The 20,505-nt window shown below is 64.1% G+C and carries 15 protein-coding genes and 1 riboswitch; of the genes, 5 read left to right on the plus strand and 10 right to left on the minus strand.

What is annotated here, in order from left to right:
- Positions 1 to 86: 86 nt before the first annotated feature.
- The 4 genes from HMPREF0762_RS03480 to HMPREF0762_RS03500 form a co-directional block, all read right to left on the minus strand.
- Positions 87 to 314 (minus strand): hypothetical protein, encoded by a 228-nt coding sequence (locus HMPREF0762_RS03480; RefSeq protein WP_115314204.1) that lies wholly within the window; start codon positions 312 to 314, stop codon positions 87 to 89.
- A gap of 49 nt (positions 315 to 363) precedes the next feature.
- Positions 364 to 5,415 (minus strand): 2-hydroxyacyl-CoA dehydratase, encoded by a 5,052-nt coding sequence (locus tag HMPREF0762_RS03485; RefSeq protein WP_006362050.1) that lies wholly within the window; start codon positions 5,413 to 5,415, stop codon positions 364 to 366.
- Positions 5,416 to 5,440: 25 nt separating this feature from the next.
- A complete protein-coding gene (locus tag HMPREF0762_RS03495) occupies positions 5,441 to 6,067 on the minus strand; it encodes a TetR/AcrR family transcriptional regulator (RefSeq protein ID WP_006362051.1) in 627 nt (208 codons plus the stop codon).
- A 126-nt stretch (positions 6,068 to 6,193) separates the two neighbouring features.
- Positions 6,194 to 7,621 carry an alanine/glycine:cation symporter family protein gene (locus tag HMPREF0762_RS03500; protein ID WP_006362052.1) on the minus strand — a complete coding sequence of 476 codons (1,428 nt, stop codon included), beginning with the start codon at positions 7,619 to 7,621 and terminating at the stop codon, positions 6,194 to 6,196.
- A 467-nt stretch (positions 7,622 to 8,088) separates the two neighbouring features.
- A riboswitch (FMN riboswitch) is annotated at positions 8,089 to 8,255 on the plus strand.
- Positions 8,256 to 8,263: 8 nt separating this feature from the next.
- On the opposite strand from HMPREF0762_RS03500, the gene HMPREF0762_RS03505 reads away from it, so the two are divergent.
- The 4 genes from HMPREF0762_RS03505 to HMPREF0762_RS03520 are packed head-to-tail and all read left to right on the plus strand — an operon-like array spanning position 8,264 to position 12,141.
- The gene (locus tag HMPREF0762_RS03505) at positions 8,264 to 8,854 is read left to right on the plus strand and encodes an ECF transporter S component (RefSeq protein ID WP_009076833.1); all 591 of its coding nucleotides are present in this window, start codon (positions 8,264 to 8,266) and stop codon (positions 8,852 to 8,854) included.
- A 52-nt stretch (positions 8,855 to 8,906) separates the two neighbouring features.
- Entirely contained in the window at positions 8,907 to 10,901 is a 1,995-nt protein-coding gene (locus HMPREF0762_RS03510; protein WP_006362055.1) for an energy-coupling factor transporter ATPase, read from the plus strand.
- A complete protein-coding gene (locus HMPREF0762_RS03515) occupies positions 10,898 to 11,698 on the plus strand; it encodes an energy-coupling factor transporter transmembrane component T family protein (RefSeq protein ID WP_006362056.1) in 801 nt (266 codons plus the stop codon). Before HMPREF0762_RS03510 ends, HMPREF0762_RS03515 begins: the two co-directional genes overlap by 4 nt.
- An 11-nt stretch (positions 11,699 to 11,709) precedes the next feature.
- Positions 11,710 to 12,141, plus strand: coding sequence for a pyridoxamine 5'-phosphate oxidase family protein (locus HMPREF0762_RS03520; protein ID WP_006362057.1), 432 nt, complete (start codon positions 11,710 to 11,712; stop codon positions 12,139 to 12,141).
- A 321-nt stretch (positions 12,142 to 12,462) separates the two neighbouring features.
- Here HMPREF0762_RS03520 and HMPREF0762_RS03525 read toward each other — a convergent pair whose 3' ends face one another.
- The 5 genes from HMPREF0762_RS03525 to HMPREF0762_RS03545 all read right to left on the minus strand — a co-directional run bounded on the left by HMPREF0762_RS03525 (position 12,463) and on the right by HMPREF0762_RS03545 (position 18,666).
- A complete protein-coding gene (locus HMPREF0762_RS03525) occupies positions 12,463 to 12,792 on the minus strand; it encodes a DUF1292 domain-containing protein (RefSeq protein ID WP_006362059.1) in 330 nt (109 codons plus the stop codon).
- A 4-nt stretch (positions 12,793 to 12,796) separates the two neighbouring features.
- Entirely contained in the window at positions 12,797 to 15,445 is a 2,649-nt protein-coding gene (locus HMPREF0762_RS03530; RefSeq protein WP_006362060.1) for a protein translocase subunit SecDF, read from the minus strand.
- Positions 15,446 to 15,626: 181 nt separating this feature from the next.
- Positions 15,627 to 16,775, minus strand: coding sequence for a tRNA guanosine(34) transglycosylase Tgt (tgt, locus tag HMPREF0762_RS03535; protein ID WP_006362061.1), 1,149 nt, complete (start codon positions 16,773 to 16,775; stop codon positions 15,627 to 15,629).
- 99 nt (positions 16,776 to 16,874) lie between these two features.
- Positions 16,875 to 17,954: a tRNA preQ1(34) S-adenosylmethionine ribosyltransferase-isomerase QueA gene (gene queA, locus HMPREF0762_RS03540; protein ID WP_006362062.1), complete on the minus strand. Its 1,080-nt coding sequence runs from the start codon at positions 17,952 to 17,954 to the stop codon at positions 16,875 to 16,877.
- Positions 17,941 to 18,666 carry an epoxyqueuosine reductase QueH gene (locus HMPREF0762_RS03545; protein ID WP_006362063.1) on the minus strand — a complete coding sequence of 242 codons (726 nt, stop codon included), beginning with the start codon at positions 18,664 to 18,666 and terminating at the stop codon, positions 17,941 to 17,943. The genes queA and HMPREF0762_RS03545 overlap by 14 nt, the downstream gene beginning before the upstream one ends.
- A gap of 301 nt (positions 18,667 to 18,967) precedes the next feature.
- Between HMPREF0762_RS03545 and HMPREF0762_RS03550 the strand changes: the two genes are divergently transcribed.
- Positions 18,968 to 19,876 (plus strand): HAD family hydrolase, encoded by a 909-nt coding sequence (locus HMPREF0762_RS03550; protein WP_281269786.1) that lies wholly within the window; start codon positions 18,968 to 18,970, stop codon positions 19,874 to 19,876.
- A 147-nt stretch (positions 19,877 to 20,023) separates the two neighbouring features.
- On the opposite strand, the gene HMPREF0762_RS03555 is transcribed toward HMPREF0762_RS03550, so the two are convergent.
- Positions 20,024 to 20,227: a cold-shock protein gene (locus HMPREF0762_RS03555; protein ID WP_009077005.1), complete on the minus strand. Its 204-nt coding sequence runs from the start codon at positions 20,225 to 20,227 to the stop codon at positions 20,024 to 20,026.
- Positions 20,228 to 20,505: the final 278 nt, after the last annotated feature.

Here is a 20,505-nt window from a genome sequence, read left to right on the forward strand (position 1 = left end):
CAACGCTTCGACCTGCAGCCGCATATATCCCTCGATCTGTGCATCCGTGCACCCTATGACCGAAGAGGCATCTCGGCCCACATGGTCTATGGCCGAAGAGATACCTCGGCCCGCAGCAGCGCCTCGGCTCGCAGCGCCTCTGTCTGCAGCGCTTCGGCATGCAGGACCTCGATCCGCAGCTCATCGGTCCACAGCGCCTCGGCCTGCAGCGAAGCCCCAGTCAACAACGCCTTGACCTGCAGCAACACCTCGGTCAGCAACGCCTCGGCCTGCAGCAACACCTCGGTCTGCCGCAACGCCCTGACCTGCAGCAACGCCTCATCCTGCCGAAACGTCTCGACCCGCAACGCCTAAGGCTGAGAATCAAACGACCCTGCCCGCACCAACCTCCTTGTCGTCATAGGCTTCGTGAGCAGCACCCTCGAGCGCAAGCTCATCCGCTTCGCAAGCGGCGTCCTCGCGCGCAAGCTCCTCGGCCACGCGCCGGCTGATGGCATCTACGTCGAGCACGACGCCGCACCCCTGGGTCGTCGACACGTCGAACGAATCCTGCAGCTCGACGGTCGCAGCTTCGCGCTCGGCCCGCGCATAGACCGGGGCCTCGCCGCGTTCTTCGGCCAGATTCGCCTTCGCGACGCTGATCATGAGCTTGATGCGGTTGAGCTGGTTGACCTCGGACGCTCCCGGATCGTAGTCGACCGCGACGATGTTGCTCTGGCTGTAGCGGCGACGCAGCTCCTTGATGACGGCCTTGCCCACCACGTGATTCGGCAGGCACGCGAACGGCTGCGCGCACACGATATTGGGCGCGCCGCTACGGATGAGCTCCACCATCTCGGCCGTGAGCAGCCATCCCTCGCCCATGGAGTTGCACAGGCTCAGGATGTCGCTCGCGTAATCGGCAAGCGTGTAGATGTCGGTCGGGCGTTCGAAACGCGCCGATGCGTCAAGCGCGTCGAAAAGCGGCTTGCGGATGCGGTCGACGACGCGCAACGCGATGCGGCTTCCGACGGCACCCTTGGCCGAGCGTCCCAGCGGATCCTTCTGGAAGATGGCGCCTGCGATGCCGAACAGGAAGAACTCGGTCAGCCCCGGCACCACGGCCTCGCATCCTTCGGCCTCGATCACATCCACGACCTGGTTGTTCGCCGTCGGATGAAACTTCACGAGGATCTCGCCCACCACGCCCACGCGCGGCTTGGTGCCCTCGCCCGCAAGCGGCAGCGTGTCGAAATCCTCCACGATGCGCCGGATCGTGCGCTTGTAGGTCTTGTACGTCACGCCCTCGAGCATCTGCGCCTTGCACGTGGCCATCCAGGTGTCGAACAGATGCTGGGCCGAGCCCTTCTCGATCTCGTAGGGGCGCGTGCGGTAGAGGCACTGCATGAGCAGGTCGCCGTAGACGATGGCGTAGATGGCCTGGAGCAGCATCTTCGGCGTGACCTTGAAGCCCGGATTGCTCTCGTCGAGCTTCTTGAAGGCGAGCGAGATGACGGGCACGTGCCCGAGCCCCGCCGCCTTGAGCGCCTTGCGGATGAGCGCTATGTAGTTGGTCGCGCGGCATCCGCCGCCGGTCTGCGAAATGAGCACGGCAAGCTTGTCGGTATCGTAGCGGCCGCTCGTGACGGCTTCCATGATCTGGCCTGTGACCAGGATCGATGGATAGCAGATATCGTTATTGACGTACTTCAGGCCCGCGTCCACCGCACCGGTGTCCACGCTCGGCAGAAGCTCCAGGTTGTATCCGAAGCGCGTGAAGATAGGCTGCAGGATCTCGAAGTGATATGGCGCCATCTGCGGCGCGAGAATCGTATAGCCCGCCTCCTTCATCTCCTCGGTGAACGAGACCTTGGCGAACTCGGTGGATTCGGCCTCGCGCTGCTTGAGACGGAAGTCGGCGAAGGCTCCTTGGGACTGCGCGATCTCCGCCGCCGCGGCAGCCTCGGTCGCGCCGGTCTTGCCCGCCATGCGCTCCTTCGCATGCGCCGCATGCCGACGCATCTCGGCATCCGAGACCTCGACGTCGGTCGGGTACGCGCCGTGCTCGCCCACCGTCGGGCAGCCCAGCGCGCCCGGACGCGCGGCGGCTTCTTCGGCGCGGCGATCGGCCTGGTCCTTCAGGGCCGCAAGCAGCGAGCGGATGCGGATGCGGATCGCGCCCAGGTTCGACACCTGATCGATCTTGAGCACGGTGGCGATCTTGCCGGATTCCTCGAGAATCTCCTGCACCTCGTCGGTCGTGAGCGCATCGAGACCGCAGCCGAAGCTCACAAGCTGCACCAGATCAAGGTCGTTGCGCTGCGTGCACACCTTGGCGGCGGCATAGAGACGCGTATGGTACATCCACTGGTCGACGACGCGGATCGGACGCTCGAGCTCGCCAAGATGGGCGACCGAATCCTCGGTCAGAACCGCCAGGCCGAAGCCCGTCAGAAGCTCGGGGATGGCATGGTTGATCTCGGGGTCGTTGTGGTACGGGCGGCCGGCGAGCACGATGCCGTGCGTCCCGGTCTCTTCCATCCACGCGAGGGTCTCGACGCCCTTGGCATGCATGTCTTCCTTGAACGCCTCGTCCTCGGCCCATGCGGCCTCGACGGCGGCGGCCACGTCGGCCCGCGAGGGTGCGGACGCATGGCGGCAGGTCGCATCGGGGAAATTCTCGTACAGCTCGACGAACAGGCGGTCTTTGAGCTTCTCCTTCTGATCGTAGGGAAGCCACGGATTCAGGAACGCCGTCTCGCTTTCGTCGAGCTCGTCGATATTCAGGCGCAGGGCCTCGGAATACGATGCGACGATCGGGCAGTTGTAATGATTGCCCGCGCCGGCGTCTTCCTGGCGCTCCCACTTTGCGCAGGGCATCCAGATGAAGTCGAGGCCCTTCGCGAGCAGGTTCATCACATGGCCGTGCGAAAGCTTCGCCGGATAGCACACGCTTTCGGAAGGCATGGACTCGATGCCTTCCTCGTAGGTGGCCGGCGTCGTGTCGTCCGAGATCACGACGCGATAGCCCAGCTGCGTGAAGAACGTGAACCAGAACGGGTAGTTCTCGTACATATTGAGCGCGCGCGGAATGCCCACGGTGCCGCGCGGAGCGGCGTCGGCAGGAAGCGGCTCGTAGTCGAAGAGGCGATGGTTCTTGTATTCGTAGAGGTTCGGCGCGCTCGAACGCTTCGTGGCAAGGCCGATGCCCTTTTCGCAGCGGTTGCCCGTGATGAAGCGGCGATGCTTGCCGGTGGCGGCGTCGCGGCCGAAGTCGTTGATCGTGAGCAGGCAGTTGTTGGAACAACCCTTGCAGCGCGCCGACTTCTGCGCGGGGCGCAGCGATTCGATTTCGGAAAGCGACAGCATCTTCGTGCGTGCATCTTCGCCTGCGGCGCGATCCCGGGCCAGAAGCGCGGCGCCGTAGGCTCCCATGAGGCCTGCGATGTCGGGGCGCACGGCCCTGACCTCGGCGAGCTGCTCGAACGCGCGCAGCACGGCGTCGTTCAAGAACGTGCCGCCCTGCACGATGACCTTCGTGCCGACCTCGTGGGGGTCGCGGATCTTGATGACTTTGAACAGAGCGTTCTTCACGACCGAGATGGCCAGGCCCGCCGCGATGTCGCCGACGGTGGCGCCTTCCTTCTGCGCCTGCTTGACGCGGCTGTTCATGAAGACGGTGCAGCGGCTGCCCAGATCGACCGGATGCTTGGCCGCGTTCGCCGTCTGCGCGAACGACATGATGTCGAGGTTCAGGCTGGTCGCGAAGCTTTCGATGAAGCTTCCGCAACCCGACGAGCATGCCTCGTTGAGCATGATGTGCTCGATGACGCCGTCCTTGACGCGCAGGCACTTCATGTCCTGGCCGCCGATGTCGAGGATGAATTCGACGCCCGGCAGCATCTCCTGCGAGCCGCGCAGGTGCGCGACCGTCTCGATTTCCCCGGAGTCGAGGTTCAACGCCTCGAGCAGAAGGCCTTCGCCGTATCCCGTGACCGTGACGTGGCCGATCCGCACGAGCGGCTCGCCCGTCTCGGCATCGACCGGCATGTCGCCGTAGAGCATCGCGACGGTCTGCTTGGCGGTTCCGAGCACGTCGCCGCGGTTGTTCGTGTAGTGGCTCCACAGAAGCTCGCCGTCGCGGCCGATGAGCGCCGCCTTGAACGTGGTCGATCCGGCATCGATGCCCAGATACGCCGTGCCCGAATAGCGCATGAGAGCGCCGCGCTTGACGCGTTCCCGGTCGTGACGGTCTTTGAACTCCCGGTACTCGTCTTCGCTCGCGAACAGCGGAGGCAGACGCACGACTTCGCTGCCCTGGATGTCGCCCAGGTTGCGCAGACGGTCGAGCACGCAGGCGATGCGCTCGGGAGCGTTCGGCGTGCCGCAGATGGCGGCGCCCGATGCAACGAAGAGATGGGCGTTCTTCGGACGCAGCGCGTGTTCGTCGTCCAGATCGAGCGTTTCGCAGAAGCGCTTGTCGAGTTCGGAGAGATACTGGAGAGGACCGCCGAGGAAGGCGACGGTGCCGCGGATCGGACGACCGCATGCCAGGCCGGAGATGGTCTGCGTCACGACGGCCTGGAAGATGGATGCCGCGATGTCTTCGCGATGGGCACCCTCGTTGATGAGCGGCTGCACGTCGGTCTTGGCGAACACGCCGCAGCGGCTTGCGATCGGATAGATGGTCCTGCAGCCCTTCGCGAGCTCGTTCAGGCCGGTCGCATCGGTGTTGAGCAGGGTCGCCATCTGATCGATGAAAGCGCCCGTGCCGCCGGCGCACGTGCCGTTCATGCGCTGCTCGATGCCCTCGTCGAAATAGATGATCTTGGCGTCCTCGCCGCCGAGCTCGATGACGACGTCGGTCTGCGGGATGTAGGTGGACACGGCGGTTTTGGAGGCGATGACTTCCTGGACGAATTCGATGCCGAGCCACTGCGCGAGCAGAAGGCCGCCCGAGCCGGTGATCGCCATGGTCATGGGCGTATCGGGATACTTCTCGGCGGCTTCCTCGAGCACTTCGACGATGGTCGCGCGGATGTCGGCATGGTGGCGGCGGTAGCACGAATGCTCGATGGCGAACGCATCGTCGAGCACGGCCACCTTCACCGTGGTGGAGCCGACGTCGATGCCGATGTGGCGCACGGACGAGGCGGCAGAGGAGCCTGCAGCATCCGCGGCGGCCGACGGTTCAATAACCTGCGATCCGTCCGACGAGGGGCTTGCGGCCTGCACGTCCGCCACGACCGCACCTGTCGCAGGCAGATCCGCAGCCTGCGCGCCGGCCGACGATTCCTCGGCCCGCACGGCAGCCGACGTCGAACCCGCAGCCTGCGCGGCGGCCGTCGCTGGATCCGCGGCCTGCGGTTCGACCGTTGTTCGACCTGCGATCCGCAGTTCGGTCGTATCCGGCATGTTCTCTTCCGTATCGTTCATGAAAGCTCCTTGGTGGCAGCGATGCTTACAGCTTGATGGATTCGCCAGGCTTGATGAAGAGCAGCCGCACCGCGATGCGCGCCATCTCCTCGGATGATTCCTCCATGCCGGTTTCTATCCAGCGGCAGATGACGCCCAGGTACGCATTGGCGTAGAACGCGACGTAGTAGTCCACGAAGGCGGTGCGGTCGGCGCGGTAGCGCGCATGCAGCAGCGCGAGGATGAAGTTGTCGCACACGTAGGTGCGCAGGCGGCCGCCGAACGACGGGTCGCCGCCCTCGCCCATGACAGCCTGGAGGAACTCCGCCTGGCCGCGCAGGTAGTCGAAGAGCTCGACGAGCACGGGCAGCGGGCGGCGCGTAAGCGCATAGCGCCCGACCGATATGACCGACAGGCTCTTGAGATGGGGCTGCAGGCAGCTCAAGCCCTCAAGGACCTCGTCTTCAAGGGAGCGGAGCAGGTCGTCTTTATCCTTGTAGTGGTTGTAGAACGTGCCGCGATTGAGGTCGGCCTTCGCGCAGAGGTCGTTGATGGTGAACCCGTCGAGCCCACGTTCGTTCATAAGCGCGATCAAGGCATCGCGCAACGCCGCCTTGGTGCGTGCGATGCGCCGATCCTCGGCGTTCGACGTGTTCGACGTGCTCGACGACATTCCCCCACCGCCTTCCGCATTCCGTCCAATCTGTTAGACAAAGTGACTAATTTTGAACACCGTGTCTAATAACGTAAGATTGTAGAAAGCGGCGCGCAGGAAGGCAAGCGCCTGCGCGGCGAATCCTTATTTATCCGCGTGCTGGGGAATCTCGTCGGTGGAGGCCTCGTCCAGGTTGCCGCTGTAGACATAGTGGTGCGTCTCGCGGGCGATCAGGCCCGACAGCAACAGCACGACGATGATGTTGGGCACTGCCATCAGCGCGTTCGCCACATCGGACGCGTTCCAGACGACATTGGCGACGCCAAGCGATCCCACGAAGGCCGCGAGCACATACAGCACCTGATACGGTCGCACGGCATGCTTGCCGAAGAGGTAGGCCGCGCAGCGGTTGCCGTAATAGCTCCAGCCGAGAATCGTCGAATACGAGAACAGGATCATGCCGACGACCAGGATGGGGGTTCCCACGTACGGGATGGACGCGAAGGCCGCGCTCGTCAGCTGCGCGCCCGCGGTAATCGAGCCGGAGGCGATCTGGTCGACGACCTCGGAATGCGCGAGCATCGTGGACACGAGCACGATGCCCGTGAGCGCGCAGATGACGACGGTGTCCCAGAAGGTGCCGGTCATGGACACGAGCGCCTGACGCGCAGGATTGCGCGTGGAAGCGGCCGATGCCACGATGGGCGCCGAACCCAGGCCCGATTCGTTGGAGAACAGACCGCGGGCGCAGCCGAACTGGATGGCCGCCATGACGCCGGAGCCGAGCAGGCCGCCGAACGCCGAGCGCGGATCCAAGGCCGCCGTGAAGATGAGCTTGATGGCGGGCCATACGAAATCCCAGTTCATACCGATGATCATGATGCAGCCCCATGCATAGGCGATCGCCATGAACGGCACGAGCTTCTCGCACACCTTCGAAATCACGGTCACGCCGCCGAAGATGACGATGGAAACCATGATCACGATGCCGAGCCCGATGCCCCAGACGGGAATGCCCGGCGCATTCGCGAGGATGACCGTCGTCATGGAATTCGACTGCACGGCCGAGCCGATGCCGAACGACGCGATGGCGGCGAACAGCGCGAAAAGCACCGCGCCCGCCTTCGCCCATGCCGGAACGGAACCGTCGGGACGCGTGAACGCGCGCTCCCATGCGTACATGGCGCCGCCGAGCATCTTGCCCTCGTGGTCCTTCACGCGGTACTTGACCGCCGCATAGGTTTCGGAATACTTCGTCGCGATGCCGAAGACGCCGGTCAGCCACATCCAGAGCACGGCCCCGGGGCCGCCCGCGAGGATGGCCGTCGCCACGCCGACGATGTTGCCCGTGCCGATGGTGGCCGAAAGCGCCGTGGTCAGCGCACCGAACTGGCTGATGTCCCCTTCGGCATCGGGATCCTTCGTGATGGAGAGCTTGATGGCGAGCGGCAGCTTGCGCTGGATGAATCCCGTGCGCGCCGTCAGGAACAGATGGCTTCCCAGGAGAAGCACGATCATGGGAACGCCCCAGACGAACCCGTCAACCGCATCGATGATTCCGACGATATCCATGTGCTTCCCTTCTTCGCATGGCCGCATCGAATCCACGCCGCGCGTACGCGCGTGCAAAGCCCGAACCACGTTTCGTATCGGCTCAAATCGCGTTGCATCGTTATTGAACTGCGCATACGTCTTACGACGATGTTTCGGGAAGTATAGGGAGCCTGCATTTCGGCAAGGTTTCGTTCTCGGGAAAAGAAGGCGAACTATTCCGTGAGCGGCGTTCGAAGGCGGCTGAGGCATATGCGGCGGCATCCGCCGTGCCCATCGAATCGAAACGCATCCTCTCCCTGCGTGCGGAGGCGCCGCTCAACGCATGCCCGCGATGCGGCCGGGCGCCCGCGCATTCATCCCAACTACCCGCGCATAGCTCAGGAGAATCGCTCGTCGGGCTCGGCGCGGCGGCATCCGCCGCACCCATCCCCGCATCTCAGAAAAATGCCGGCTAGGCAAGCCGACCGTACGGTGCTAGTATCGGGACGCTGTTTCAGGGCGAGGTGAAATTCCTCACTGGCGGTAACGGAGAAGATCGGGCAGACGGCCCGCCTCCGAAGTCCGCGACCCTCGGCTCGTTGGTTCGAGTCCCGAGGTTGACCCGGTGCGAATCCGGGACCAACGGTTAAAGTCCGGATGGAAGAGGCAGGTGATGCAATCATGTCCGAACAGTCTCGTATCGCGTCCATCAAGAACACCAACAGGTGGGACACCCGGCAATTGGTGACGATGGGACTCATGACCGCGCTCGCGGCGCTCCTCTCGTTCGTCCAGTTCCCGATCTTTCCCGGCGCGGACTTCCTCAAATACGACCCGTCGCTCGCGGCGTCGATGGTCGTCGGATTCGCGTACGGCGCCGGTCCCGGCATGGTCGTCGCGCTGCTTGCGGCCACGATCCAGGGCTTGATCATGGGCAACTGGGTCGGTGCGCTCATGAACTACGTCGCGGCTCTCTGCTTCATCCTTCCCGCATCCCTCATCTACAAGCGCTTCCACACGTTCAAAGGCGCGATCGGAGGCCTGCTCGTCTCGATCGTCGTGGTGGTGGTCGGCAACTGCGCCTCCAACCTGACGCTCGGCGTGTGGTTCTTCTACGGATCGGCCGACGCCATCCTGCCGCTCATGCTGCCGGCCGTCATCCCGTTCAACATCATGAAGGCAGGCCTCAACTCCCTCTTGGCGCTCGCGGTGTACAAGACGGTATCGAACCTGATCACACCTAAGAAAGACCAGGTGAAGGGACGCGAATGAGGACCATGCCCGAACCCTCGGCCCGAAGCTTCGCCCTCGCAAGGAAGCAATCATGATCGACTGCACAGACGTCATATTCACCTACGACGGAGCGGAGCATGCGCTCGACGGCGTCAGCCTGCATGTGGATGCCGGCGAATTCGTCTGCGTGCTCGGCGGGAACGGATCGGGCAAATCCACGCTCGCGAAGCACCTGAACGCGCTGCTCGTCCCCGATGAGGGCACGGTGCGTATCGACGGGCACGACACGTCCGATGCGGACGCCACCTTCCTCATCCGTTCGACCGCGGGCATGGTGTTCCAGAATCCCGACGACCAGATCGTGGCGTCGCTCGTGGAGAACGACATCGCGTTCGGCCCCGAGAACCTCGGGGTCGCGCCCGCCGAAATCAGACGACGCGTGGGAGACGCCTTGGCCGAAGTCGGGCTCATCGGTTTCGAAGACCGCGAGACCACCGCGCTTTCCGGCGGGCAGAAGCAGCGCGTCGCCATCGCCGGCGTGCTTGCCATGGATCCGAAGATCCTGATCCTGGACGAGGCGACCGCGATGCTCGATCCGCGCGGCCGCGCAGGGCTCATGCGCGTCTGCAAAGACCTCAACGCGCGCGGCATGACCATCGTCATGATCACCCATTTCATGGACGAGGCCGCCGAGGCCGACCGCATCGTCGTCATGAACCGAGGGCGCATCGTCGCGCAGGGCGCGCCCGAAGATATTCTGACCCAAGCGGACATGCTGGCCGAACTGAACCTGGAGATGCCGTTCGCGAGCACGCTTTCGCTCGACCTCGCGCGCCGCGGCATCGATGTCGGCATGCACGTGCATGCGCCTGCGCTCGAGCGCGCCCTCATGGATAAGGCACACGCCGAGGGATGGTGCGAGGGCACCGCCCGCATAGGCCAGCCTGCATCTTACGATACGGAGGGCGCCCCGGACGTCGCCGGCATCGCCGCAGCAGCCGGCATCACCGCCGCCGATACCACTACCGCCGGCGTCGCCGCAGCCGACCTCCCTTCATCCACCGCTGCGCGCGAAAACGCGGCCCGCGAAGCCGACGCGGGCGCACCGGATGCGGCTGGCGAGGCTTCGACTGCCGCGGCCGAGACGGACGCCCTCGTCCGCATCGAAAACGTGTCGTTCACCTATATCGCCTCGAAACGCGCACGCGCGCAGATCGAACGGGAGATGCGCCATTCCTCCAAACCTGCGAAATGGGGCAACGACCCGTCCGAGACCTGGGCGCTGCGCGATATCGATCTGACCGTCGCGCCCGGGGAATTCTTCGGCATCGCGGGACATACCGGGTCGGGAAAATCAACGCTTATCCAGCACTTGAACGGCATCGCTCACCCGACGATCGGACGCGTGCTCGTGCACGGGCTCGACATCGCCGACAAGAGGAACGCACGCACCGTGCGCGGCGAGGTCGGTGTCGTGTTCCAATACCCCGAGCACCAGCTCTTCGCGGCCACCGTGCATGACGACGTGGCCTTCGGCCCGCGCAACCTGGGACTGGACGCGGACGAAGTCGAGCGCCGCATCGTCGATGCGCTTGCGCGCGTCGGACTCGATGCGGCGGAAATCGGCACGGCGAGCCCGTTCGAGCTTTCCGGAGGACAGCAGCGCCGCGTCGCCTTCGCCGGCGTGCTGGCCATGCGACCGCATATGCTCGTGCTGGATGAGCCCGCCGCCGGGCTCGACCCGAAGGCGCGTGCGGAGTTCCTCGAGCTCATCCGCGCCTTCCACGACCAGGACGGGATGTCCGTCGTCATGGTCTCGCACAGCATGGACGATCTGGCGCGGCTCTGCGACCGCATCGCCGTGATGAACGAAGGGCGCCTGTTCGCCGTCGGCAGGCCTGCCGAAATATTCCTGCGCGGCCCCGAACTCAAATCCATCGGCCTGGGCCGCCCTGCAGCCCAACGTCTTGCGGAAACCCTGCAGGCTCAAGGCCTGCCGCTCGATGCGGACGTGCTCTATGACGAACCGACGCTTGCCCGCGCCATCGCGGATGTGCGTGCGCGGGCGAAGGCGGTCACCCGATGAAGGCCGCATTCTCCTTCGGAAGCCCCTATCCGGGAACGAGTTTCATCCATAGGCTCGACCCGCGCGCGAAGCTTCTGTTCGGCTGCATCTACATGGGAATCATCCTGGCGGCGCAGGACTTCGCGCAGCTCGGCGTCATCGCGGCATTCGGCGTGCTCATGTATGCGGTCTCGCGGATACCCGTCGGCAACGCCTTGAAATCGCTAGCGCCGCTGCTGGTCATCGCGCTGCTCGCCGCCGTGCTGAACCTCTTCACCGTGCAGACGGGAAGTCTACTGGTCGACGTCGGATTCATCCACATCACGACCGGCGGGGCGCGGTCGTGCGCCTTCATCGCCTGCCGCATCACGCTCATGATGCTGGGAATGAGCCTTATCACGATGACCACGATGACGCTCGATCTGACCGAAGGAATCGAGAAGATCCTCGGGCACTTCAAGCGCTTCGGCATGCCGGCGCACGAGATCGGCATGATCTTCGGCATCGCGCTGCGATTTCTGCCTCAGTTCGCAACCGAATTCGTGCTGATCCGCCAGGCACAGATCAGCCGCGGGGCAGACCTCGCAGGAAGCCCGGTCAAGGGCGTGCGCATGGTCTCTTCGCTGCTCATTCCCCTGTTCACGAGCGTGTTCCGCCATGCCGAGACGCTCTCGGCCGCCATGGATGCACGCTGCTACCACGGAGCCGACGGGCGCACCGAGATGCATCCGCTCTCCTATTCGCGCCGCGATGCCCTAGCGCTTGCATGCCTGATCGCGCTCGGTATCGCCATCGGCGCCATGAACGTGCTGCGGTGAAAGGAGTCCTCATGGACGATCAAGGCATGCAGACCGTGCTCGACTATCTGACGCACGTCCCGGCATGGTATCTGGCAACGACCGACGAGCATGACGGCGGCCAGCCGCGCGTCCGGCCGTTCAGCTTCGCCGCCATCGAGAACGGCAGGCTCTGGTTCAGCACGTCCAAGGACAAAGACGTCTACCGCGAGCTTCTGGCCAATCCGAAGTTCGAACTGTGTTCCTGGTGGGTCGGGCATGGATGGCTCGTCATGTCAGGGGTGGCGAACATGACGGATGCCGTGAGCGACGAGGTGCGCACGGCGGGCTTCGAGCACATGGTCGCCCTCGGCGAAGGCCACGACTCCCCCGACGACGGCCGCCTGACCTACTTCAGCGTGAAGAGCGCACGCGCCCGCATCGACGACATCGACGGCTCGTCGCGCGAAATCGCGTGGGAATAAACCGAATGCGCGAGCGCATCGCGCCAGACGATCGTCCCTCGCACCAAGTACTTCCCGAGCAAGCCTTCCCGCTGTTTCTCCGGACGTAATTCAGCAACCGCCTCAGACGCGTCGTATGGGATGTCGGACAACGGTTCTCAGCTTTTCGGGTACGACTTTGCGGACATCGCCGAGATAGATTTCGTGATGATGCCCGGCTTCTTGGAAGGCAGATAGAGCTCCTTGCATTCCTTCTTGAAGTCGTACGCCATGCGACATCTCTTTCCCCTCATGAAGAAGGAAGGGACCGAGGCATGCCCTCGATCCCTTCCGCGCATCCGTTCATTCGAAACGGTAGATATCCTTCGTGGCTCCGACGAAATCCGCATAGACCTCGGCGAGAATGCCTTCGTCGCACACGAGTTCGAACTCGGACGGTTGGCCGTCTTCGTCGAAGGCGACGGCCTCGAGGATCATGACCTCACCGGACGACTTGGCAGGATGGCCCTCGTCCACGGAAAAGAAGAACCCATAGCTGCGCCCTTCGTGGATGAGCAGGCCCAGGAATTCGAGATCCATCGGATCGCCATGCTCGTCCTCGAACGAGAAGACCTGGCCCTCCTCGACGGGCGGCGCGAAGTTCGGAGCGCTCCCTTTGCGTGCCTCTGCCATAGGATTACCTGCCTTTCCTGCGGTAATGATGATTCGAGGTGCGCGAGGCGCCCTTGGAGGAAGACGTCTTGCCGGACGAGGCCTTCTTCGACCCTGCGCGCTTCGAGGGCGCGTCGGATCCGGCCGTTCCGGCCGCCTCGGTCGCGACAGCGCCGGACACAGGCGCGCCTTCGGTCGCAGCGGCAGGCGCCGCGACGTTCACGGCCGCCGCGATCTTCGCCGCCTCTTCGGGAAGACGGTTGAGCACGAAACGCTGGACCTCGTCGCCATGCTTCTTGCGCAGGCGTGCGAAGCGCTCTTCGGTCGTCTTCCAGACGGCATACAGCGGCGTGGCGATCGCATAGGACGAATACGCGCCGGCGACCAGGCCGATCGTCATGGCGAGCGCGAAGTCTTTCAGCGTCTCGCCGCCGAAGAGGAGCATCGCGACGACGGGGATGAGCGAGGTGATCGATGTGTTCATCGAACGCATCAGGACCTCGTTGATCGAATGGTTCGCCATGGACATGAAGGTGCACTTGATGGATTCGTCCTTCATGTTCTCGTTGATGCGGTGGAACACGACCACCGTGTCGTAGAGCGAATAGCCCAGGATCGTCAGGATGGCCGCAATGGTATTCGGCGTGACCTCGCGCCCGAGCAGGGCGTAGATGCCGAACACGAGGATCAGGTCGTGCAGCAGCGCCACGACGGCGGTGACGCCCATCTTGTAGTCGCGGAAGCGCAGCGAGATGTAGATGATGATGAGCACGAGCGAAACCAGGAAGGCGAGCACCGAGGCCTTGATGACCGACGTGCCCCAGTCAGGACCGATGGTCGTGACCTCGAAGCTGTCGGTCGACCAGCCGAACGAGCCGGCGACCTGGTTGGCGACGGCCGTGGCATCCTCGGCCGACGTGGTGGTGGTGCGCACGAGGAAGCCTTCGGCGCCATCGGCGGATGTCGTCTGGATGACGGCATCGCCCTCGCCCGCATCGGCGAACGCGTCGCGCAGCTGCTCGGTGGTCACGTCGCCCGTGTCATGGAACGAAACCGAGGTGCCGCCCACGAATTCGATGCCGAATTCGATGCCGCGGATGCCGATGAGGCCCACGACCGCCACGATGGCGACGGCTGCAAGCGCGAGCGTGACCTTGCGGTACTTGAGAATCGCGAAGTCGCGCTTGATGAAGCGGCCGGGAATCTTATACCCCTCGGGCGCAACGGAGGACCCTTCGAAATACGGAGCCGCGTTCTCGCAGTCCTTCACGCCCCAGAAGCCCGGATGGCGCGCGATGAGGCGCGGCGCGAGCAGACGGATGATAGGCGCCTTGAACAGCAGCATCATGACGATGTCGCAGAAGATGCCGAGCGCGAGCGTCAACCCGAAGCCCTTGACCGACGCGGAAGCCAGGAAGAACAGCGTGAGCGCGGACACGAGCGTGACGAGGTCGGCGTCGATCGAGGTCAGAATGCCGTGACGCACGCCGGTCATGGATGCGGCGCGCACGCTTCTGCCCATGCGGATCTCTTCGCGGAACCGCTCCAGCGTAAGGATCGACGAGTCGGCGGCCATGCCGATGGTGAGCACGATGCCCGCGATGCCGGCCAGCGACAGCGAGAACAGGCCGAGACGCGAAAGCCCCGCGAGAATACCCAGGTAGAGCGCTGCGAACACGAGCATGGCGGCAGCGGTGATGAAGCCGAGCCCGCGATAGAACACAAGGAGGTACAGCATGACGAGCAGCAGGCCGACGGCGGCGACGAGCACGCCGGAATGCAGGGCGTCCTGACCGAGGGTCGGGCCGACGGTCTGCGCCTGCTCGAATTCGAAATCGATGGGCAGCGAGCCGGACTCGAGCACGGTCTGCAGCGACTTCGCCTCGTCGAGCGTGTAGTTGCCGGTGATGGACACCCTGCCGTCGGGAATCGCCGACTGGACGGCCGGCGCGCTCTGCACCACGCCGTCGAGGATGATGACGATCTTGCCCTTGGTGGGCGCGAGGTCGGTGGACGCCTCGGCGAAGGCCTTGCCGCCTTCGCTGTTCAAAGCGAGGTTGACCGCATAGTCCGCAGACGTTTCGCTTGCGCGGTCGACCGTGATGCGCTCGATGTCGTCGCCCGTGACGATGGGCGTGTAGGTGCCCGGCTCGACGGTCATGCCCGCAAGCTCGCTTTCGCCGGTCGGCAGCGTGGTGCCGTACGCGTCGGTCGCGGTCTTCTGCGTCATGTATTCGCCGGCATCGATCTTCTTGGCCACATCGGCGTCGGTGAAGGAGTCGAGGCGCGCGAACTCAAGCTTGCCGGTCTTGCCGATCGTGTTGAGCGCCTCCTGGGTGTCGGAGATGCCCGGGATCTGCACGAGGATCTGGTTATCGCCCTGAAGCTGGACGACCGCCTCGGACGCGCCGAGGGCGTTCACGCGGCTTTCGATGATGGAACGCGACTTCTCCATATCGTCCGACGAGACATCGGAGCCATCGGTGCTGTTCGCGCTCAAGACGACCGACAGGCCGCCCTGGATGTCGAGGCCTTGGTTGATGCGGTCTTGGGGCGGCATGAACAGGAAGATGGAGCCGAGGACCAGAACGATCGTGGCGATGAGCAGCCATAGGTTGCGACGGGCGGGAGCGCTTTGGGCGCTGCGGTTCTTCGACGATGAGATATCGCTCATATCTGCTTCTAACTCCTCGCTATGAGCTGTGAGACGGTTTCCCTGCACGCCGCGATCGAAAAACCGCGGCGAACTTTACGAGTATACCAGTAAAAAACGATGTGCCGCCCGACCCTCGGCAGCCATTCGCTGCTGAACCGACGGCCGTTCGCGGCCGCCCGCCGACTGGTGCGCGATCGGATCAGTAGTCGTTCGCGGCCGGAGAGGCCATCCAAGCGCGATAGAACTCCTCGTAGGTTCCGCCAAGGATCGCTTCGCGTGCGCGACCCATCAGGCTGATCAGGAAATGCAGGTTATGGACGGACAGCAGGATTCCGCCGAGCATCTCTTTCTGCATGACGAGATGCCGCAGGTAGGCGCGCGTGTACTGCCGGCAGACCGGACAGTCGCAGGCATGATCGAGCGGCGTGAAGTCGCGCTTGTATTTGGCGTTGCGCATGTTCATACGGCCTTGGCTGGAAAACGCCGTGCCCATGCGTCCCGTGCGCGTCGGCAGCACGCAGTCGAACATATCCACGCCCTCGCGCACGGCGCGCACGAGGGTCGTCGGGTTGCCGACGCCCATCAGGTAGCGCGGGCGGTCATCGGGCAGCGCGCGCGTGACCTGGCCGAGCGTTTCGAACATCACGTCGTGGGGCTCGCCGACGGAATACCCGCCTATGCCGAAGCCCTGGAAGCCCCGGCCGCCCGACGAACGGCTTTCCGCATCGATCTCGAGCAGGCGACGCACGCTTTCAAGACGCAGGTCGAGGTGCATGCCCCCTTGCACGATGGCAAAGAGCGCCTGGTCGATGCGCGTATGAGCGTCGCAGCAGCGCTTCGCCCATTCCCACGAGAGCGCAGTCGACGCCGCGACGTCCTCCTTCTCGCACGGATAGCCGATGCACTGGTCGAGCTGCATGCAGATATCGGCGCCGATGCGCTGTTGGATGTCCATGTTGGATTCGGGCGTCCAGCGGTGCGCGCTGCCGTCGTAGTCGCGCGCGTGGAACGTGACGCCGTCCGCGTCGGCCTTCATCATGTGGTCGAGGCTGAACAGCTGGAAGCCGCCCGAATCGGTGAGCATCGGCCCGTCGTAGTTCATGAACCGCTGGATCCCGCCGGCCTCTTCCACGACGTCGACGCCGGGACGCATGTAGAGATGGTACGTGTTCGCGAGCACGATCTGGCTGTTCAGGGCATGCAGCTGGTCAGGCGTGATGCCCTTGACCGTAGCATGCGTGCCCACCGGCATGAACATCGGCGTGCGCACCGTGCCGTGCGCCGTTTCGAACGAAAGCGCACGGGCGGCGCCGCAGGACGCTTCCACCGTGACGTCGAAAAGCGACATCGATCCTCCTCTGATCTTCTTGATGCATCCCGATCGTCCCGCTCGGACCACGCGGAATGCGATGCGGTTACCGACCGGAAAGGCATGCCGGCGCGCGCCCTAGATGAACAGCATGGCATCGCCGAACGACAGCATGCGGTAGCCGGATTCGATGGCGTGCCGATAGGCCGCACGCACGTTTTCGCACGTGGAAAAGGCGCTGACCAGCATCATGAGCGTGGAGCGCGGCACGTGGAAGTTCGTGATGAGGCCGTCCACGACGCCGAATTCGAAGCCGGGAAGAATATAGAGAGACGTCGCCTCATGGTCGCGCGCGTGCAGGCGGCCCGTCTCGCGGTCAAATGCGCTTTCGAGCGACCGGACGCTCGTCGTGCCCACGGCGAAGACGCGCCCGCCGCGCGCATGGCAGGCATCGCACGCATCCACGACCTCCTGCGATACCGTGTAATGCTCGGTGTGCATCGTGTGCTGCGTCGGGTCGTCCTCGTCCACGATGCGGAAGGTGTCGAGCCCGACCTCGAGCTCGACGGTCTTCCATGCGACGCCCTTGGCGCGCAGGCGTTCGATGAGCTCGGGCGTGAAGTGGAGCCCGGCCGTCGGGGCGGCGGCGCTCTTCTCGTCGTGGGAATAGACGGTCTGGTACATCTCCTCGTCGCCGGCGTAGTGCTTGATGTAGGGCGGCAACGGCGTGCGCCCGACGGCATGCAGCGCCTCGTCGAGCGAGGGGCGTTCGGTGGAGAGGCGCGCGATGCGCTCCCCCTTGCCGCCTTCCAAGCCCCAGTCGATGATCTCGGCGGAAAGCGCCACGGCCCCTTCGCCGTCGACGAAATCCACGATGGCGCCCGGCTTCAGGCGTTTGCCGGGACGCACGAGCACGTCCCATACGGCCGATGCGTCGGCCTTGGGCTCCACGTCGAAGCGCTCGCGCAGAAGGAAGACCTCGGCTTCGCCGCCCGTCGTGCGCTTGTGTCCCAGAAGGCGCGCCGGCATGACGCGCGTGCTATTGGCGACCAGCAGGTCGCCGGGGTTCAGATAGCCTTCGATATCGCGGAAGATGCGGTCGGCGAGCGCGCCGGTCTCGCGGTCCATGACCAGCAGCCTGCAGGCGTCGCGCACGGGCGCGGGTTCCTGCGCGATGCAGCGTTCAGGCAGGTCGTAATCGAAATCATCGGTTCGCATGCGTCTTCTTGTACTCCTTCAGCGCGGCCCTCTGGCGCGCGCGGCGCGAGGCGTATTCCTGCTTCTCCGCCCGCCTGGCCGCCAGCTCCCGTTCCTTCTGCGCCTTGATCGGCGCGAGGCGTATCTCGCGCTCGGCCTTCGCGCGGGCGCGCTCCGCCGCGCGCATGGCGCGTTCGTCGTCGGCCTCCACCTTGGAAAAGCCGCAGCCGCAGTAGTCCTGGCGATACATGCCCATCTCGCGGCTGCGGCGCGTGGCCTCCGCGTAGTTCTCGCGATAGTCGTGGAACACCGGCGCGAGTCCGTGCGCAGCGCACACATCGGCGAGCTCTTCGCCGATGACGGTCGTGTATTGGTACGGGCTCACGGTCAGCGTGGTGGCGAGCCCGTCGAATCCGTGCGCGGCCGCATAGGCGGCGGCTTCTTCCAGGCGCAGCCGATAGCAGGCGCGGCAGCGGTCGGGACGCGTTTCGGAGCTCGGGCCGTACGATCCGACGCGCGTCGCCCACGCATGCGCGTCGTAGACGCCTTCGATGACTTCGATTCCCTGATCCCGCGCGAATGCGAGCAACGTCTCCAACCGATGGTCGTATTCGGTTTTCGGCTGGATGTTGGAATTCATGTACGCGATGGAGATCTTATGCCCCTCTTCGAGGAGCAGACGCAGGGGCTCGAGAGTGCAGGGGCCGCAGCATGCATGCAGAAGAAGCTTCATGACCTGGCCTCGCCTTCCTGATTCGAATCTGTGGATGCCGCAATGGGCGGTTTTGCGTTTCTTCCCCGCGATCGCACGGGCGCGCCCCGCCTGTCCGAGAGACGGCCGTCGCCATGCCTCGATTCAGCTTTTCGCAGGTCGTCTTCGCCCGCTCAACCTGAATATGGTATCACGCGATACGGGACGGCCGACACCTTCGCGCACACATCTAGAGAATTGCCGCACATGGATGCATGGCGGGTGCGGCATCCGGCGAGGAGTCCTATGCTCGAGAAAACGATGGGCACGAGATTGGATGCATATGAACGACATCGCGAGAGAACAAGCCACGGTTTCCGCGGCACCTACGGCACCTGCGGCTTCTGCGGCTTCGAATGCTACCCCTGCAGCTTCTGTCCACTCGAATCCTGTGCATGCACCCTCCGCCTCTGCGAGCGCGGACTGCACGAGTCCGACCCGGTCGACCTCGACCTATTCGACGGTCTTCTTCGACTTGGATGGAACGCTGCTCCCGATGGAGCTCGACGAATTCCTCGGCGGATACGCCCAAGCCTTGGACGCGTTTTTCGAGCGCAAGGGACTTGATGCGAAATCGCTGGTCGAAGATATATTCGCGTCGACGGGCGACATGGGGCGTTCGGGGACGGACGTGCTGAACGCCGATGCGTTCTGGAAGGCGTTCGAGGCCCGCGGGCACGCACGCGTGGATTTCGAACCGCTGCTCGAGGAATACTACCTGCATGGATTCGACGCCCTAGGTGCGAACGTCGCGCCGAACCCGCGTATCGTCGCCGCCGTGAAAACCTTGAAAGACAAGGGCTATCGCCTGGCCGTCACGACGATGCCGCTCTTTCCGCTGCCGGCCGTCGAAGCCCGCGTGAGGTGGGCGGGGCTTGATCCCGACGACTTCGGGTTCATGACGACCTACGACACGGCGCACGCCGTGAAGCCGCAGCTCGCGTTCTACGCCGAGGCGCTCGAACGCGCCGGCGCCCAAGCGCGCGAGGTGCTCATGGTCGGCAATAACACGCTTGAAGACGGCATTGCGACGAAGCTTGGATGCGATCTGTTCCTCATCGAGGATTTCCTGATCGAACGCGAGGGTGGCGTGCGCCTCGACGACGTGAAGCACGGGTCGTCCGCCGACTTCCTGGCCTTCTGCGAGCGCTTGGGCGAAGCGAAGCGGTCGTACCACTCGCTTGATGCGTGATATGTGCCCTGATGCAAGCGCGGACAATAGGCATCTATCGATTTCAGTCCCGAAAAACGGGAATGCCGCCCCAGGACGTCCGGGACGACATTCCTGATCGGCGGCGTGTGCCGTCGATCAACATCTATGATGGTCGCGTAAGAAGACTTACAGAGGAGAGACGTTGCTCGCCTGGAGCTTGCCGTTAGAGCCGGTCGTGACCTCGAACTGAACGCGAGCGCCCTCTTCGAGGGTCTTGTAACCGTCCATCTTGATCTCAGAGAAATGAACGAAGAGATCTTCGCCATCCGCCTGAGAGATGAACCCGTAGCCCTTCTCGGGGCTGAACCATTTGACGGTACCTTCTGCCATCTTCGGCCTCTTTCTCTTCCCGTCTCCGAGAAGCATTCAATGTGGCTTGACGCCATTCTTACCTCTACGCCGCCACACAAGAGATGCCTCAAAGCGACCACATGCTGCAACGGACGTCTATACGGATTCGATTATCCTTGAAGACCTCGCGCAATCCAGCGATGCGGATGACGAAAGGCTCATCCGCGCTCGTAAGCGGCACTATGAACTATACCCCAGTTTTCGCCGCGCACACGGGCGATATCGAGTCTGCAGGAAAGTTTTTCGTTCCGGACGAT

The organism is Slackia exigua ATCC 700122, assembly GCF_000162875.1.
In the GTDB taxonomy this organism is placed as follows: Bacteria; Actinomycetota; Coriobacteriia; order Coriobacteriales; family Eggerthellaceae; genus Slackia; species Slackia exigua.